We start from the raw sequence: 15,970 nt of genomic DNA, 5'->3' as shown, positions 1-15,970 counted from the left end.
TGAGAAGTCGCGATGGTAATACCACGCTCACGCTCTTCTGGAGCGTTATCGATTTGTGCGAAATCTTTTGCTTCACCACCGTATACTTTTGCAAGTACGTTAGTGATAGCCGCTGTCAAAGTAGTTTTACCGTGGTCAACGTGACCGATGGTGCCCACGTTTACGTGTGGTTTACTACGTTCAAATTTTTCTTTAGCCACTTTCGTTTACCTTTAAGTTAAAAAGTCCGGTCGGTATCAGTGAGACCGGACCGAACTTTAATAACCCTGACGTGCCTCAATCACACCTTTGGCTACCGCCGCCGGAGTATCACTGTACTTCAGGAATTCCATAGAATAGGACGCACGACCTTGCGTTTGCGAACGCAGATCAGTTGCGTAACCGAACATTTCAGCCAGCGGAACCTGGGCACGAACAATCTTCATGCCGGCAACACCGTCATCCATACCATCGATCATGCCGCGGCGACGGTTTAAGTCACCAACCACATCACCCATGAAATCTTCCGGCGTTGTTACTTCCACTTTCATCATAGGCTCAAGCAACACTGGTTTTGCTTCCAGCGCACCTTTCTTAAAGCCCATCGATGCAGCGATTTTAAACGCCATCTCGTTGGAGTCAACATCGTGGTACGAACCATCGAACAAGGTTGCCTTAACACCCAGTAATGGGTAGCCAGCCAATACGCCTTGTTCCATCTGCTCTTCGATGCCTTTGGATACCGCCGGGATGTATTCTTTTGGTACCACGCCACCAACAATTTCATTGACGAATTCGAATGGTGAATCTTCTTCACCTTCGAATTCTTTTGGCTCCAACCGCAACCAAACATGACCATATTGACCACGTCCGCCGGACTGACGCACAAATTTGCCTTCCACTTCAGCACTACCGCGAATGGTTTCGCGATAAGCCACCTGTGGCTTGCCGACATTACATTCCACGGTAAATTCACGCTTCATACGATCGACAATAATATCTAAGTGAAGTTCACCCATACCGGAGATGATGGTCTGCCCGGATTCTTCATCAGTCTCGACCCGGAATGATGGATCTTCGGCAGCCAATTTACCTAAAGCGATACCCATTTTTTCTTGGTCAGCTTTAGTTCTTGGCTCCACAGCAACCGAAATTACCGGTTCTGGGAATTCCATCCGCTCAAGGATCACTTTATGGTCAGGGTTACACAAAGTATCACCTGTCGTGCAATCTTTGAGACCAATTGCCGCAGCAATATCACCGGCGCGAACTTCTTTAATTTCTTTGCGGTCATTGGAGTGCATCTGCACAATTCGACCAAAGCGCTCTTTTTTCTGCTTCACAGAGTTATAGACGCTATCGCCGGTACTAACCACTCCAGAATAACAACGGAAGAAGGTTAAGGTTCCAACAAATGGGTCGGTGGCGATTTTAAATGCCAACGCCGCGAACGGAGCATTATCGTCGGCTGGACGTTCTACTTCGTTGTCATCTTCATCAATACCCTTAATCGCAGGGACGTCGACTGGCGCAGGCAAGTATTCAACAACGGCATCCAATACCGCCTGAACACCTTTGTTCTTAAATGCCGACCCGCAGGTCGCAAGAACAATTTCGTTGTTCAGGGTGCGGGTACGCAAGCCGTGCTTAATCTCAGCTTCGGAAAGCTCCCCGTCTTCGAGGTACTTTTCCATCATTTCTTCGGTTGCTTCAGCCGCTGCTTCTACCAGTTTTTCGTGGTATTCGTCAGCAAGATCTTGCAACTCAGCTGGAATGTCTTCATAGGTGAAGGTGGTGCCCTGGTCCGCTTCGTTCCAGTTAATTGCCTTCATCTTGATTAAATCGATCACCCCGGTGAAATGCTCTTCTGCACCAATGTTCAATTGAATTGGTACCGGCGTTGCACCCAAGCGATCTTCAATTTGATTGACCACACGCAGGAAATCGGCTCCTGCTCGGTCCATTTTGTTCACGAATACCATACGAGGCACGTGATACTTGTCGGCCTGACGCCAAACCGTTTCCGATTGTGGCTCCACACCTGATGCGCCACAGAACACAACCACAGCGCCGTCAAGTACACGCAATGAACGCTCTACCTCAATGGTAAAGTCAACGTGACCTGGGGTGTCGATGATGTTGATGCGGTGCTCTGGGAACTGGCCATCCATACCACGCCAGAAGGTGGTAGTAGCCGCAGAGGTAATGGTGATTCCGCGCTCTTGTTCTTGCTCCATCCAATCCATGGTAGCGGCACCGTCATGCACCTCACCAATTTTATGAGACAGACCGGTGTAGAACAGAACACGCTCAGAAGTGGTCGTTTTACCTGCATCCACGTGAGCAACGATACCGATATTGCGGTAACGCTCAATGGGAGTTGTACGAGCCATAAATTCCTCTGTATTAAGCTGTACAGAAAACCGTGGGCAGCCGGCAGGCTACCCACAGTATGAAGTGACTACCAGCGGTAGTGAGCGAACGCCTTGTTCGCTTCGGCCATACGGTGAACGTCTTCACGTTTCTTAACCGATGCACCTTTGTTCTCTGCTGCGTCGAGCATTTCGCCAGCAAGACGCTGGGCCATGGATTTTTCACCGCGCTTACGCGCAAACTCAACTAACCAACGCATAGCAAGAGCATTACGACGTACAGGACGTACTTCGACAGGCACCTGATAGGTTGAACCACCGACACGGCGGCTCTTCACTTCCACTGCTGGGCGTACGTTATCTAACGCAGCTTCAAACAGTTCCAGTGGGTCGTTACCATCTTTCTTTTCAGCGATGATGTCCAACGCACCGTAAACGATTTTTTCAGCAGTTGATTTTTTACCATCCAACATAAGGATGTTTACAAATTTGGCCAACAGCTCAGATTTAAACTTAGGATCTGGCAGGATTTTACGTTGACCGATGACGCGACGTCTTGGCATTTTACAATTCTCCGGTTAATTCAGGATTACCCAAAACAATAAAGTGGCTTAGTTTGGCCTTACTAACGGAGTACCGTTAAGACTTAGGCTTTTTCGCACCGTACTTAGAGCGGCCTTGGCGACGGTCGTTAACACCGGCTGTATCAAGGGCACCACGTACAGTGTGATAGCGCACACCTGGCAAGTCTTTTACACGACCGCCACGAATCAGAACAACACTGTGTTCTTGCAAGTTGTGACCTTCACCACCGATGTAGGAAGTCACTTCGAAACCGTTAGTCAGACGTACACGACAAACTTTACGCAACGCTGAGTTAGGTTTTTTCGGGGTAGTAGTATATACGCGAGTACATACACCACGCTTTTGTGGACACGCAGCCAGTGCAGGAACGTTAGTCTTTTCGACCGGACGTTTACGAGGCTTGCGTACCAACTGGTTAATAGTTGCCATGAACTACTAGCTCCTAGTTAGTTTTGTTTACTCTAAAAATGAAAAATCCGCGCCCTTATTAGGGGCCGCGGAATTGTAATGAGCAGTTTTTGAGCTGTCAAGCAAACAGTCCCAGCTAGCTCAACTTTTTAGCATGCTGGGACCATCATTTTATGACAGTTGCCTGTTCATTTGCCGTTACGCCAATTATTCAGCGTCGTCGGTTGAGCTCAATGCAGCCGCCAAAGCAATACTTGCTTCGTCGATGCTTGGGCCTGTTGCTTCTTCCGTACCTTTACCTTGGTGACGCTTCTCGTGATAAGCGAAACCAGTACCGGCAGGAATCAAGCGACCAACAATCACGTTCTCTTTCAGGCCACGCAGATCATCTTTCTTGCCACTCACTGCAGCTTCGGTCAGAACGCGAGTCGTCTCCTGGAACGAGGCCGCAGAGATGAAGCTTTCAGTTGCCAAGCTTGCTTTGGTAATACCCAGCAAGTCATGGTCGTACTTAGCAGGTTGCTTGCCTTCGTTTTCCAAGTCGCGGTTCGCGATATTAACGCGCGCCACTTCAACTTGCTCACCAGCCAAGAACTCTGAATCGCCGCCATCAAGAATGGTGCACTTACGCAGCATCTGACGGATGATTACTTCAATGTGCTTGTCATTGATTTTCACACCCTGCAGACGGTAAACATCTTGCACTTCATTGACGATGTAGTTAGCAACTTCTGAGATACCACGCAGACGCAAGATATCTTGCGGTGCTTCTGGACCATCAGCGATTACTTCACCACGCTGTACTTGTTCACCTTCGAACACGTTCAGCTGACGCCACTTCGGAATCATTTCTTCGTATGCGTCACCTTCATTCGGGGTGATCACCAAACGGCGCTTACCTTTGGTCTCTTTACCGAACGAGATGGTACCTGTGATTTCCGCCAAGATGGCAGGATCTTTCGGCTTACGTGCTTCGAACAAGTCAGCTACGCGCGGCAGACCACCGGTAATATCACGGGTCTTCGAGCTTTCTTGTGGAATACGTGCCAACGCATCACCAACACCAACTTCAGCACCATCGTTCATATTAACGATGGCGTTACCTGGCAAGAAGTATTGCGCAGGAATGTCAGTACCAGCGATGTTGATATCGTCGCCCTTAGCATCAACCAGCTTCACCATCGGACGGATTTCTTTACCGGCCGTTGGGCGCTGTGATGGGTCAATCACAACAATCGAAGTTAGGCCGGTCAGCTCATCAGTTTGCTTGCTGATGGTCACGCCGTCGATCATATCAACGAACTTAATGGTACCCGCTACTTCGGTAATAATTGGGTGGGTGTGTGGATCCCAGTTTGCGATCACAGTACCCGCTTCAATCTTGGCACCTTCGGCGTTAGTCAATACCGAACCATACGGCAGTTTGTAACGCTCTTTTTCCAAGCCCAAATCGTCAATGACGGTCAATTCAGTAGAACGCGACGTTACTACCACTTTGCCATCACCGTTGATAACGAACTTAGCGTTGTGCAGCTTGATGGTACCGGCATTCTTAACTTGAATGCTGTTCTCAGCAGAAGCACGAGATGCCGCACCACCGATGTGGAAGGTACGCATGGTCAGCTGGGTACCCGGCTCACCAATTGACTGTGCCGCGACAACACCAACAGCTTCACCTTTACCAACTTTATGACCACGAGCAAGGTCGCGACCGTAACAGTTAGCACAAACACCAAAGTCTGTTTGACAGGTAATTACTGAGCGAACCAAGACTTCATCGACACTGTTTTCTTCCAACAGGTCACAAAGCTTCTCGTTAATCAGAGTATTACGAGTCAGCAATACTTCGTCTTCAGTACCTGGCTTGATGACATCAGCAGCCAGTACTCGACCCAATACGCGTTCACGCAACGGCTCAACCACGTCACCACCTTCAATCAGTGGCTTCATGACTAGGCCTTCTTCAGTGCCACAATCGCCTTCGGTGATCACCAAATCTTGCGCCACGTCGACCAGACGACGAGTCAGGTAACCCGAGTTCGCTGTCTTCAATGCGGTATCGGCCAAACCTTTACGCGCACCGTGGGTTGAGATGAAGTACTGGAGTACGTCAAGACCTTCACGGAAGTTCGCAGTAATTGGCGTTTCAATAATAGAGCCATCTGGTTTCGCCATCAGACCACGCATTGCGGCCAACTGACGAATCTGGGCGGCACTACCACGAGCGCCTGAGTCGGCCATCATGTAAATGCTGTTGAATGAGGCTTGCTCTTCCTCTTCACCGTCACGGTTGATGACGATGTCAGTCTTAAGATTATCCATCATCGCTTTCGAGAGTTTCTCGTTAGCCGATGACCAGATATCAATAACCTTGTTGTAACGCTCACCTGCGGTTACCAGACCTGACTGGAATTGCTCTTGGATCTCTGCCACTTCAGATTCGGCAGCATCGAGAATCTCTGCTTTGGAATCTGGGATCACCATGTCGTCAACACCAACCGATGAACCTGAGATCATCGCGTAGTGGAAACCGGTGTACATCAATTGGTCAGCAAAGATAACCGTGTCTTTTAGACCCAGTTTACGGTAGCAAGCGTTGATCAACTTAGAGATCTGCTTTTTACCCAATGCTTGGTCAACTAGTTCAAACGGCAGGCCATCTGGAATGATATTCCAGAGGATTGCACGACCAACAGTGGTGTCTTTCAGCTCGAACTTCTCAGTGCGGTTACCAGCTTCGTCGATCTCAACAGAGCGGATACGAACCTTGACGCGCGAGTGAAGCTCGGCGTTACCAGTGCGGTAAGCTTTTTCGGCTTCTTGGTAATCGGCCAGCAACATGCCTTCGCCTTTACCATTCACCTTGTCGCGAGTCATGTAGTAAAGACCCAAAACAACGTCCTGAGACGGAACGATAATTGGCTCACCGTTAGCAGGTGACAAAATGTTGTTCGATGCCATCATCAACGAGCGAGCTTCAAGCTGCGCTTCGAGCGTCAGAGGAACGTGAACCGCCATTTGGTCACCATCGAAGTCGGCGTTGTAAGCAGCACAAACTAATGGGTGCAGCTGAATCGCTTTACCTTCAATCAGTACTGGTTCAAAAGCCTGAATACCCAAGCGGTGAAGGGTCGGTGCACGGTTCAACAGTACAGGGTGTTCGCGAATCACTTCGTCAAGAACGTCCCATACTTCTGGCAACTCGCGCTCAACCATTTTCTTCGCAGCTTTAATAGTGGTAGCAAGGCCACGACCTTCCAGCTTGCCGTAGATGAATGGCTTGAACAGTTCCAGAGCCATCTTCTTAGGAAGACCACACTGGTGCAATTTCAGCGTTGGACCTACGGTAATTACCGAACGGCCTGAGTAGTCAACACGCTTACCCAACAAGTTCTGACGGAAACGACCTTGCTTACCTTTGATCATATCGGCCAAAGATTTCAGCGGACGCTTGTTAGAGCCAGTAATCGCTCGGCCGCGACGACCGTTATCAAGCAAGGCATCAACCGCTTCTTGCAACATACGCTTTTCGTTACGCACGATGATATCTGGGGCAGCCAGATCCAACAGGCGCTTCAAGCGGTTGTTACGGTTGATCACACGGCGGTACAAATCGTTCAAATCAGATGTGGCAAAACGGCCACCATCCAATGGAACCAATGGACGCAGATCAGGTGGCAGTACCGGCAGTACGGTCATGATCATCCACTCTGGCTTATTGCCTGAGTGGTGGAATGCTTCCATCAATTTCAAACGCTTAGTGACTTTCTTGCGCTTGGTTTCAGAGTTGATGGTTGGCAACTCTTCGCGCATGGCTTCGATTTCTGCTGCCAAATCAATTTCTTTTAGCAGATCCAAGATGGCTTCAGCACCCATCTTGGCTTCAAAGTCATCACCGTGCTCTTCCAAAGAATCCAAGTAAGTTTCTTCAGTTAGCAGCTGACCGCGCTCTAGGTTAGTCATGCCTGGTTCAGTAACAACGAATGATTCGAAGTACAGCACGCGCTCGATATCACGCAGGGTCATATCCAGCAGCAAACCAATACGGCTTGGCAGAGACTTCAGGAACCAGATGTGGGCAACTGGCGAGGCCAGTTCAATGTGACCCATGCGCTCACGACGCACTTTAGTGACGGTGACTTCTACGCCACACTTCTCACAAATCACACCACGGTGCTTGAGGCGCTTGTACTTACCACACAAGCACTCATAGTCCTTAACAGGACCGAAAATTCGGGCGCAGAACAAACCGTCACGCTCAGGCTTAAACGTACGGTAGTTAATGGTTTCAGGTTTTTTCACCTCACCAAACGACCAGCTGCGGATCTGGTCAGCTGAAGCTAGGCCGATTTTAATACCATCGAACTCTTCAGACTGGGTCTGCTGTTTAAACAGCTTTACTAAATCTTTCACCTAATTCTCTCCTTCAAGGAGTGGCTCAGTCTGGTGCGGCTCAAGGAGCCGCACCGCGGCGTTTGTCAATTGGGCTGGTTACTCAGTTTCCAGCTCAATGTTGATACCCAGAGAACGGATTTCTTTCAGCAATACGTTGAAAGATTCTGGCATGCCAGGCTCCATTCTGTGGTCGCCATCCACGATGTTCTTATACATCTTGGTCCGGCCATTCACGTCGTCCGACTTCACGGTCAGCATCTCTTGCAGCGTATACGCAGCACCGTATGCTTCCAGGGCCCACACTTCCATCTCACCGAAGCGCTGACCACCGAACTGAGCTTTACCACCCAGCGGCTGCTGTGTCACCAAGCTATAAGAGCCGGTTGAACGCGCGTGCATCTTGTCATCAACCAAGTGGTTGAGTTTCAACATGTACATGTAACCAACGGTCACAGGACGCTCAAAGGTGTTACCGGTACGGCCGTCGTACAAGGTGATCTGACCGGAAGTTGGGATATCACCCAGCTCCAGCAACGCCTTGATTTCAGACTCTTTGGCACCGTCAAACACTGGCGTTGCAATCGGCAGGCCTTTCTTCAGGTTACCAGCAAGGCGCATGACTTCATCATCAGAGAAGTTGTCGATGTCCACTTCCTGCAAGACTTCACCCAAGGTGTAAACCTGCTTCAAGAAGTCGCGCATTTCGGCAATCGCACGTTGCTCTTCGAGCATACGATTGATCTTGTCACCGATGCCTTTGGCTGCCATGCCTAAGTGAGTCTCGAGGATCTGACCAATGTTCATACGCGACGGTACGCCCAGTGGGTTCAGGACGATATCAACTGGCACGCCGTTTTCGTCGTATGGCATGTCTTCGACCGGTTGAATAGTCGAGATCACACCCTTGTTACCGTGACGACCCGCCATCTTGTCACCTGGTTGCAGGCGACGTTTAACCGCGAGGTAAACCTTGACGATCTTGAGAACGCCCGGCGCCAAATCATCACCTTGGGTGATCTTGCGACGCTTGAGATCATACTTGGCATCGAACTCGTCTTTCAGCTCAGCGTACTGAGCAGCAATAGACTCGAGATCCATCTGGGCGTTTTCGTCAGCCAGTGACTGAGTCAGCCATTGATCACGCGATACGCCTGCCAATTGAGCATCGTCAAAACCATTGCTGAGCAACAATTGCTTGGCACGGCTATAGATACCGTTTTCGAGGATGGTGAACTCATCATCCAAGTCTTTTTTGACTTGTTTGAGTTGCATCTCTTCGATTTCCAGCGCGCGCTTGTCTTTTTCGACACCGTCACGGGTGAAGACCTGGATGTCAAGAACAGTACCAGAGACAGAGTTCGGCACACGCAGTGAGCTGTCTTTCACATCAGACGCTTTCTCACCGAAGATGGCACGCAACAGTTTTTCTTCTGGAGTCAGTTGGGTTTCGCCTTTAGGCGTTACCTTACCAACCAGAATGTCGCCGCCTTTCACTTCAGCACCAATGTAAACCACACCAGATTCGTCCAGCTTCGATAGCGCAGACTCACCAACGTTTGGAATATCGGCAGTGATCTCTTCAGTACCCAGCTTGGTATCACGAGCGATACAAGACAGTTCTTGAATGTGAATGGTAGTGAAGCGATCTTCTTCAGCGACACGCTCAGAAATGAGGATTGAATCCTCAAAGTTGTAACCATTCCACGGCATGAAGGCTACGCGCATGTTTTGACCCAGCGCCAGCTCACCCATGTCGGTAGAAGGACCGTCTGCCAGCACATCACCACGAACAATCGGCTCGCCAACCTTACAGGTTGGTTTTTGATTGATACAGGTGTTCTGGTTAGAACGGGTGTATTTGGTCAGGTTGTAGATATCGATACCCGCTTCGCCTGGTACCAACTCTTCTTCATCAACCTTGATCACGATGCGGCTTGCATCAACGTAGTCAACCATTCCGCCGCGCTTAGCAACAACGGTTACGCCAGAGTCAACTGCAACAGTTTTCTCCATACCAGTACCAACTAACGGCTTATCAGCGCGCAATGTTGGAACAGCCTGACGTTGCATGTTCGCGCCCATCAAGGCACGGTTGGCATCATCGTGTTCCAAAAATGGAATCATCGATGCAGCAACCGATACGATCTGCTGTGGTGACACGTCCATATAGGTAATGTCAGTCGCAGGGAACAGCTCAGTCTCGCCCTTACAACGGGCAGTTACCAACTCTTCGGTCAAACGACCATTTTCGTCAGTAGCAGCGTTCGCCTGAGCGATCACGTTACCGCCTTCTTCGATAGCCGACAGGTATTCAACGTCGTCGGTTACCACGCCATCAACAACTTTACGATAAGCAGTTTCAAGGAAACCGTAGTCGTTGGTGCGAGCATAAGAAGACAATGAGTTGATCAGACCAATGTTTGGACCTTCAGGGGTCTCAATTGGACAAACACGACCATAATGCGTTGGGTGTACGTCACGAACCTCAAAGCCGGCACGTTCACGGGTCAAACCACCTGGACCCAAAGCAGAGATACGACGCTTGTGCGTCACTTCTGACAATGGGTTGTTTTGGTCCATGAATTGAGATAGCTGGCTTGAACCAAAGAATTCTTTCACCGCAGCACTGATTGGCTTAGCGTTGATTAGGTCTTGAGGCATCAGGGCGTCTAGGTCACCCAAGCTCAAACGCTCACGAACTGCACGTTCAACACGCACCAAACCAACACGGAATTGGTTCTCAGCCATTTCACCCACTGAACGAACGCGACGGTTACCTAAGTGGTCAATGTCGTCCACGTCGTCTTTACCGTTACGGATATCGATCAGCTTCTTCATGACATCAACGATGTCATCTTTGCTGAGTACACCTTCACCTTCGATGCTGTCACGATCCAAGCGGCTGTTGAACTTCATCCGGCCAACAGTTGATAGGTCATAACGCTCTTCAGAGAAGAATAGGTTCTGGAACAGTGTCTCTGCCGCTTCGCGCGTTGGTGGCTCACCTGGGCGCATCATGCGGTAGATTTCAACCAACGCTTCTAGGCGATTAGTGGTTGAATCAATACGCACGGTATCAGACATGTAAGCACCGCTATCAAGTTCATTGGTGTATAGCACCTCGAACTTCTTAATGCCGGCTTGCGACATTTCAGCGATGTTTTCTAACGTCAATTCATCGTTGGCGGCAACGATCACTTCACCGGTTTCTTTGTTGACGTGCTCAGTGGCAGAGACTTTACCAACCAAGTACTCCAGCGGTACTTCGATCTCGTTCAGCTCTTGTTTTTCCATGGTCTTAACATGGCGAGCTGTGATGCGGCGACCTTTTTCAACGATGACTTCACCGTCGGTGCCAATCAAATCGAATGTTGCGGTTTCACCACGCAATTGCGCTGGTGAAATAGCCATCTTAACTTTCTTGCCAGAAATACGAATCTGAGTGGTCTCAAAGAACGCAGACAGAATTTCTTCGGTGCTATAGTCAAGGGCTCGAAGAATGATAGACGCAGGCAACTTACGACGGCGGTCAATACGGACATACAGGTTGTCCTTTGGATCGAACTCAAAGTCCAACCAAGAACCACGGTAAGGAATAACGCGTGCGTTATACAGCACTTTACCGGACGAGTGCGTTTTACCACGGTCGTGGTCGAAGAACACACCCGGACTACGGTGTAACTGAGAAACGATGACCCGTTCGGTACCATTAATAACGAAGGTACCATTGTCGGTCATCAATGGGATTTCTCCCATGTAGACTTCCTGTTCTTTAATGTCCTTCACCGTCCCTGGAGCGGCTTCGCGATCGTACAGCACGAGACGCAGCTTCACGCGCAATGGCGCTGAATAAGTCACTCCGCGAATTTGACATTCTTTGACATCAAAAACTGGCTCACCCAGGCGGTAGCTAACATATTGCAGCTCCGAGTTACCTGAGTAGCTCTTAATCGGGAACACAGAGCGGAATGCGGCTTCCAAGCCGTATTGACCGTCTGGATCGATGTCAATGAATTTACGGAATGAATCCAGTTGAATAGACAGGAGAAACGGTACGTCAAGTACCTTTGGACGTTTACCAAAATCCTTACGGATTCGTTTCTTCTCAGTGTAAGAGTAAACCATTCGGGTTCCTCAGCTCGCTGATACGTGACCCACTTCCACCTCGTTAGAGGTGACCTAGAATTACGTCATTTTGTAAGCTGGCAAAGCCAGCGGAACGGCATCATAAATGACGCGAAATTAATACCGTCCCTGAGCGCAAAAAGGCCGGTGACCAAAAAGTCACCAGCCCTCGCCTATTCAGGCGGCTAAGCTGTCAAATAACAGCTTATTTGATCTCAACTTCAGCACCCGCTTCTTCGAGTGTCTTCTTGAGTTCTTCTGCTTCTTCTTTAGACACAGCTTCTTTGATTGGAGCTGGAGCGCTTTCAACCAAGCCTTTGGCTTCTTTCAGGCCAAGACCAGTTGCGCCACGTACTGCTTTAATCACAGCAACTTTGTTGCCGCCGATACCAGCAAGTACTACGTCAAATTCAGTTTTCTCTTCAGCAGCTTCGCCACCAGCACCTGGGCCAGCAACAACAGCAGCTGCTGCAGTAACACCGAATTTCTCTTCCATCGCAGTGATCAGCTCAACTACGTCTTTTACTGACATCTCTGCAACTGCATCGATGATTTGTTCTTGAGTGATAGACATGACTCTATATTCCTAAAAACTAGTGAACAATGGTTGTTCGTTAAATCTGTAATAGCTAAGCCGATTAAGCGGCTTCGGCTTCTTTCTGGTCGCGAACGGCCGCAATAGTGCGAACCAGTTTGCCAGCAGAGGCTTCTTTCAGAACGCTCATCAGCTTGGCGATTGCTTCGTCGTATGTTGGCAGTGAAGCCAGCATTTCCGCGTCAACAACTGCGCCTTCAAAGGCTGCTGCTTTAATTTCAAAGGCTTGTTGCTTTTTAGCAAAGTCTTTGAAAATACGCGCTGCTGCACCTGGGTGCTCAGCAGAGAAAGCAATCAATGTTGGGCCAACAAACACGTCAGTCAGGCACTCGTAATCGGTACCTTGAAGTGCGCGGCGTGCCAAAGTATTACGTACAACACGCATAGAAACGCCGGCTTCGCGGGCTTCTTTACGCAATGCAGTAATGGCATCTACCGTTACACCACGTGCATCAGCAACAACAGCTGAAAGAGCGCCTTTGGCTGCCTCGTTGACTTCAGCGACAATCGCTTTTTTGCCTTCGAGATTTAATGCCATTGGCTTTACTCCTGGTTAAATCCGGCTAGGCCGGTAACAACTAAGTTTCACTAAAGTGAAACCATTTTGGTGATAACCAGGTGCAAGATGTCTTGTCCTGGGGTCCCACCATCTGCGTAGGAAATTAAGTCTTATCGCTATATTTCTATAGAAATCTGACACCTACGGTCTTGGATGGGGCCGAATAAATTCGACCCAACCCGCTGCGAGCCCGACATTATAACCATAACGTCGAGATTCGCCAATTTTTTAGACCAGCTTCAAAGTCGCTTGGTCAACAGTAACACCCGCACCCATAGTGGTAGACAAGCTTACTTTCTTGATGAACTGACCTTTCGCAGAAGCTGGCTGGGCTTTCTTCAAAGCAACCAACAGGGCTTCCAAGTTCTCTTGGATCTGTTCAGCAGAGAAATCTGCTTTACCAATAGTGGTGTGGATAATGCCGTTTTTGTCGTTGCGGTAGCGGATCTGGCCCGCTTTCGCATTTTTAACTGCATCAGCAACGTTAGGCGTGACAGTGCCAGTTTTTGGGTTTGGCATCAGGCCGCGTGGACCTAAGATTTGACCCAACTGACCAACAACGCGCATTGCATCAGGAGAAGCAACAACAACGTCAAAGTCCATTTCGCCTTTTTTCACTGCGTCAGCCAAATCGTCCATACCAACCAAATCAGCACCAGCTTCTTTAGCAGCATCGGCGTTTGCGCCTTGAGTGAATACAGCAACGCGAACAGTACGACCAGTACCGTGTGGCAATACAGTAGCACCACGAACGTTTTGGTCAGATTTACGAGGGTCAACACCCAAGTTTACTGCGGCGTCTACGCTTTCTACGAACTTAGCAGTTGCTAATTCTTTCAACAGCGCAATGGCTTCATTGATTTCGTAATTTTGAGTTGGGTTCACTTTCTCACGAACCGCTTTCATACGCTTAGTTAATTTAGCCATTGTCATTAGTCCTCTACGTTCAAGCCCATCGCGCGAGCAGAGCCGGCGATAGTGCGGACAGCAGCATCCATAGACGCAGCAGTCAAGTCAGGCTCTTTCATCTTAACGATTTCTTCCAGCTGAGCGCGGGTCACGGTACCAACTTTTTCTTTGTTAGGTACGCCAGAACCTTTCTTGATACCTGCAGCTTTCTTAAGCAGGTATGACGCTGGTGGAGTTTTCGTTTCAAAAGTGAATGAACGATCGTTGTATACAGTGATAACAACAGGTACTGGAGCACCTTTTTCCAAAGAGTCTGTTTTAGCGTTGAACGCTTTACAGAATTCCATGATGTTAACACCGTGCTGACCCAGTGCCGGACCAACCGGAGGACTTGGGTTCGCCATACCAGCTGCAACTTGCAGCTTGATATAAGCTTCGACTTTCTTAGCCATGATATACCTCAGTTTTGGGTTCAGGCGCTTACCAAAACAGTAAGCTCCCCTAAAAGTAGGGCGCGAATTCTAATGCAATTCGCGCCCTCAGACAATAGCTTTGCTGAAAATTTGATCAGCTTTTTTCGACTTGGACGAATTCCAACTCAACCGGTGTAGAACGACCGAAGATCAGAACCGACACTTTTACTCGGCTCTTCTCGTAGTCGACTTCTTCGACTACACCATTGAAGTCGGCAAACGGACCATCGATAACGCGAACCACTTCGCCGACTTCGAACAAAGTTTTTGGTCTTGGCTTATCGGTCGATTCTTCAAGGCGATTCAGAATTCGATCAGCTTCAGCCTTGGAGATCGGTGCTGGACGGTCGCTGGTGCCGCCAATAAAGCCCAATACTCGTGGAATATTGCGAACCAAGTGCCAAGTCGCATCGTTCATTTCCATTTCCACTAGCACATAGCCAGGGAAGAACTTCCGCTCACTCTTACGTTTCTGGCCGGCACGCATTTCGACCACTTCTTCGGTCGGAACCAGCACTTCGCCGAACTGGTCTTCCATGCTGTGCATTTTAATGTGCTCTAGCAGCGACTTCTGTACACGCATTTCAAAGCCAGAAAATGCCTGTACAACGTACCAACGTTTTTTCGGTTCTTGCTGCTCGCTCATATTAGCTACCTACTCCGGTGATGAAAGCCACAACGCGAACTAGAATCGCGTCCAAGCCCCATAGCAACAGCGCCATAACAGCTGTTACTGCAAAAACGATCAGAGTTGTTTGCACTGCTTCTTGGCGTGTTGGCCAAACAACCTTGCGCACTTCGGTACGAGATTCTTTTGCAAACGCAACGGCGGTTTGGCCTTTGCTGGTTTGAGCAGCAACGACCAAGGCAACGGCGATCAAAACGATGACACCAGCAACACGCAGCGCGACCGACAAATCGGCCAGCATATAGTTACCGACTACCGCACCGCCGAGGAGAATAAATACCAAGCCCCACTTCAGGCCGTCCATTGACGAATTCGTGCTGGCTTCAGGATTCGCACTCATTACTCATACCTTTTTTCTAAAAGACAACAACACCCCGCGGCCGATTCGCTCGAGCGCGAGGTTTTACTCATAACATGGCAGGGCAGGAGGGACTCGAACCCCCAACCATCGGTTTTGGAGACCGCTGTTCTACCAATTGGAACTACTGCCCTACGTCGATTTTTCGCCTATCGACGACAAATCGAATTAGTTTATACCAATTCCATCAAGCACTTAGTAACTAAATACCAATACTTGCCGGAATAGATACATTTCGCCTGAATTAAATCAGGGAAGCTGTTCTACCACAAAAGGCCGCCCGAGGGCAGCCTTTTTAGATGGTTTTAATGCAGCAGCTTATTCGATGATAGAAGCTACAACACCCGCACCTACTGTACGACCACCTTCACGGATTGCGAAACGCAGACCTTCGTCCATCGCGATTGGGTTGATCAACTCAACAACCATCTTGATGTTATCGCCTGGCATTACCATCTCTACGCCTTCTGGCAGTTCGATAGTACCGGTGATGTCAGTTGTACGGAAGTAGAACTGTGGACGGT

At 49.2% G+C, this 15,970-nt stretch carries 13 protein-coding genes and 1 tRNA gene; all 14 read right to left on the bottom strand.

Annotated elements, in window-relative coordinates:
- Positions 1-200, bottom strand: a 200-nt coding sequence (locus CBE68_RS18410) for a GTP-binding protein (RefSeq protein ID WP_233143587.1), incomplete at its 3' end; no start/stop codon positions are given.
- Positions 201-257: 57 nt separating this feature from the next.
- Entirely contained in the window at positions 258-2,372 is a 2,115-nt protein-coding gene (gene fusA / locus CBE68_RS18405) for an elongation factor G (RefSeq protein WP_087507687.1), read from the bottom strand.
- A gap of 68 nt (positions 2,373-2,440) precedes the next feature.
- The gene (rpsG, locus tag CBE68_RS18400; RefSeq protein WP_087507686.1) at positions 2,441-2,914 is read right to left on the bottom strand and encodes a 30S ribosomal protein S7; all 474 of its coding nucleotides are present in this window, start codon (positions 2,912-2,914) and stop codon (positions 2,441-2,443) included.
- A gap of 76 nt (positions 2,915-2,990) precedes the next feature.
- The gene (rpsL, locus tag CBE68_RS18395; RefSeq protein WP_087507685.1) at positions 2,991-3,365 is read right to left on the bottom strand and encodes a 30S ribosomal protein S12; all 375 of its coding nucleotides are present in this window, start codon (positions 3,363-3,365) and stop codon (positions 2,991-2,993) included.
- Between the two features lie 186 nt (positions 3,366-3,551).
- A complete protein-coding gene (rpoC, locus tag CBE68_RS18390) occupies positions 3,552-7,757 on the bottom strand; it encodes a DNA-directed RNA polymerase subunit beta' (protein WP_087507684.1) in 4,206 nt (1,401 codons plus the stop codon).
- 78 nt (positions 7,758-7,835) lie between these two features.
- Complete coding sequence (gene rpoB, locus CBE68_RS18385; protein WP_087507683.1) at positions 7,836-11,864, bottom strand: DNA-directed RNA polymerase subunit beta; 4,029 nt, start codon at positions 11,862-11,864, stop codon at positions 7,836-7,838.
- 205 nt (positions 11,865-12,069) lie between these two features.
- On the bottom strand, positions 12,070-12,438 hold the full coding sequence (rplL, locus tag CBE68_RS18380) for a 50S ribosomal protein L7/L12 (RefSeq protein WP_087507682.1): 369 nt from the start codon (positions 12,436-12,438) through the stop codon (positions 12,070-12,072).
- A 64-nt stretch (positions 12,439-12,502) separates the two neighbouring features.
- The gene (gene rplJ / locus CBE68_RS18375) at positions 12,503-12,997 is read right to left on the bottom strand and encodes a 50S ribosomal protein L10 (RefSeq protein ID WP_087507681.1); all 495 of its coding nucleotides are present in this window, start codon (positions 12,995-12,997) and stop codon (positions 12,503-12,505) included.
- Between the two features lie 249 nt (positions 12,998-13,246).
- The gene (gene rplA, locus CBE68_RS18370; protein WP_087507688.1) at positions 13,247-13,945 is read right to left on the bottom strand and encodes a 50S ribosomal protein L1; all 699 of its coding nucleotides are present in this window, start codon (positions 13,943-13,945) and stop codon (positions 13,247-13,249) included.
- A 5-nt stretch (positions 13,946-13,950) separates the two neighbouring features.
- The gene (gene rplK / locus CBE68_RS18365; protein WP_087507680.1) at positions 13,951-14,379 is read right to left on the bottom strand and encodes a 50S ribosomal protein L11; all 429 of its coding nucleotides are present in this window, start codon (positions 14,377-14,379) and stop codon (positions 13,951-13,953) included.
- 115 nt (positions 14,380-14,494) lie between these two features.
- Positions 14,495-15,046 carry a transcription termination/antitermination protein NusG gene (gene nusG, locus CBE68_RS18360; protein ID WP_087507679.1) on the bottom strand — a complete coding sequence of 184 codons (552 nt, stop codon included), beginning with the start codon at positions 15,044-15,046 and terminating at the stop codon, positions 14,495-14,497.
- Position 15,047: 1 nt separating this feature from the next.
- A complete protein-coding gene (secE, locus tag CBE68_RS18355; protein ID WP_087507678.1) occupies positions 15,048-15,428 on the bottom strand; it encodes a preprotein translocase subunit SecE in 381 nt (126 codons plus the stop codon).
- Between the two features lie 75 nt (positions 15,429-15,503).
- Positions 15,504-15,580, bottom strand: a tRNA-Trp gene (locus tag CBE68_RS18350).
- 184 nt (positions 15,581-15,764) lie between these two features.
- Positions 15,765-15,970: EF-Tu C-terminal domain-related protein (locus CBE68_RS18345; protein WP_456298995.1), on the bottom strand; the 206-nt coding region annotated here is incomplete at its 5' end.

The organism is Neiella marina, from assembly GCF_002165625.1.
GTDB classification, from domain to species: Bacteria; Pseudomonadota; Gammaproteobacteria; order Enterobacterales; family Neiellaceae; genus Neiella; species Neiella marina.
This window is presented reverse-complemented; position numbering and strand designations above follow the sequence as displayed.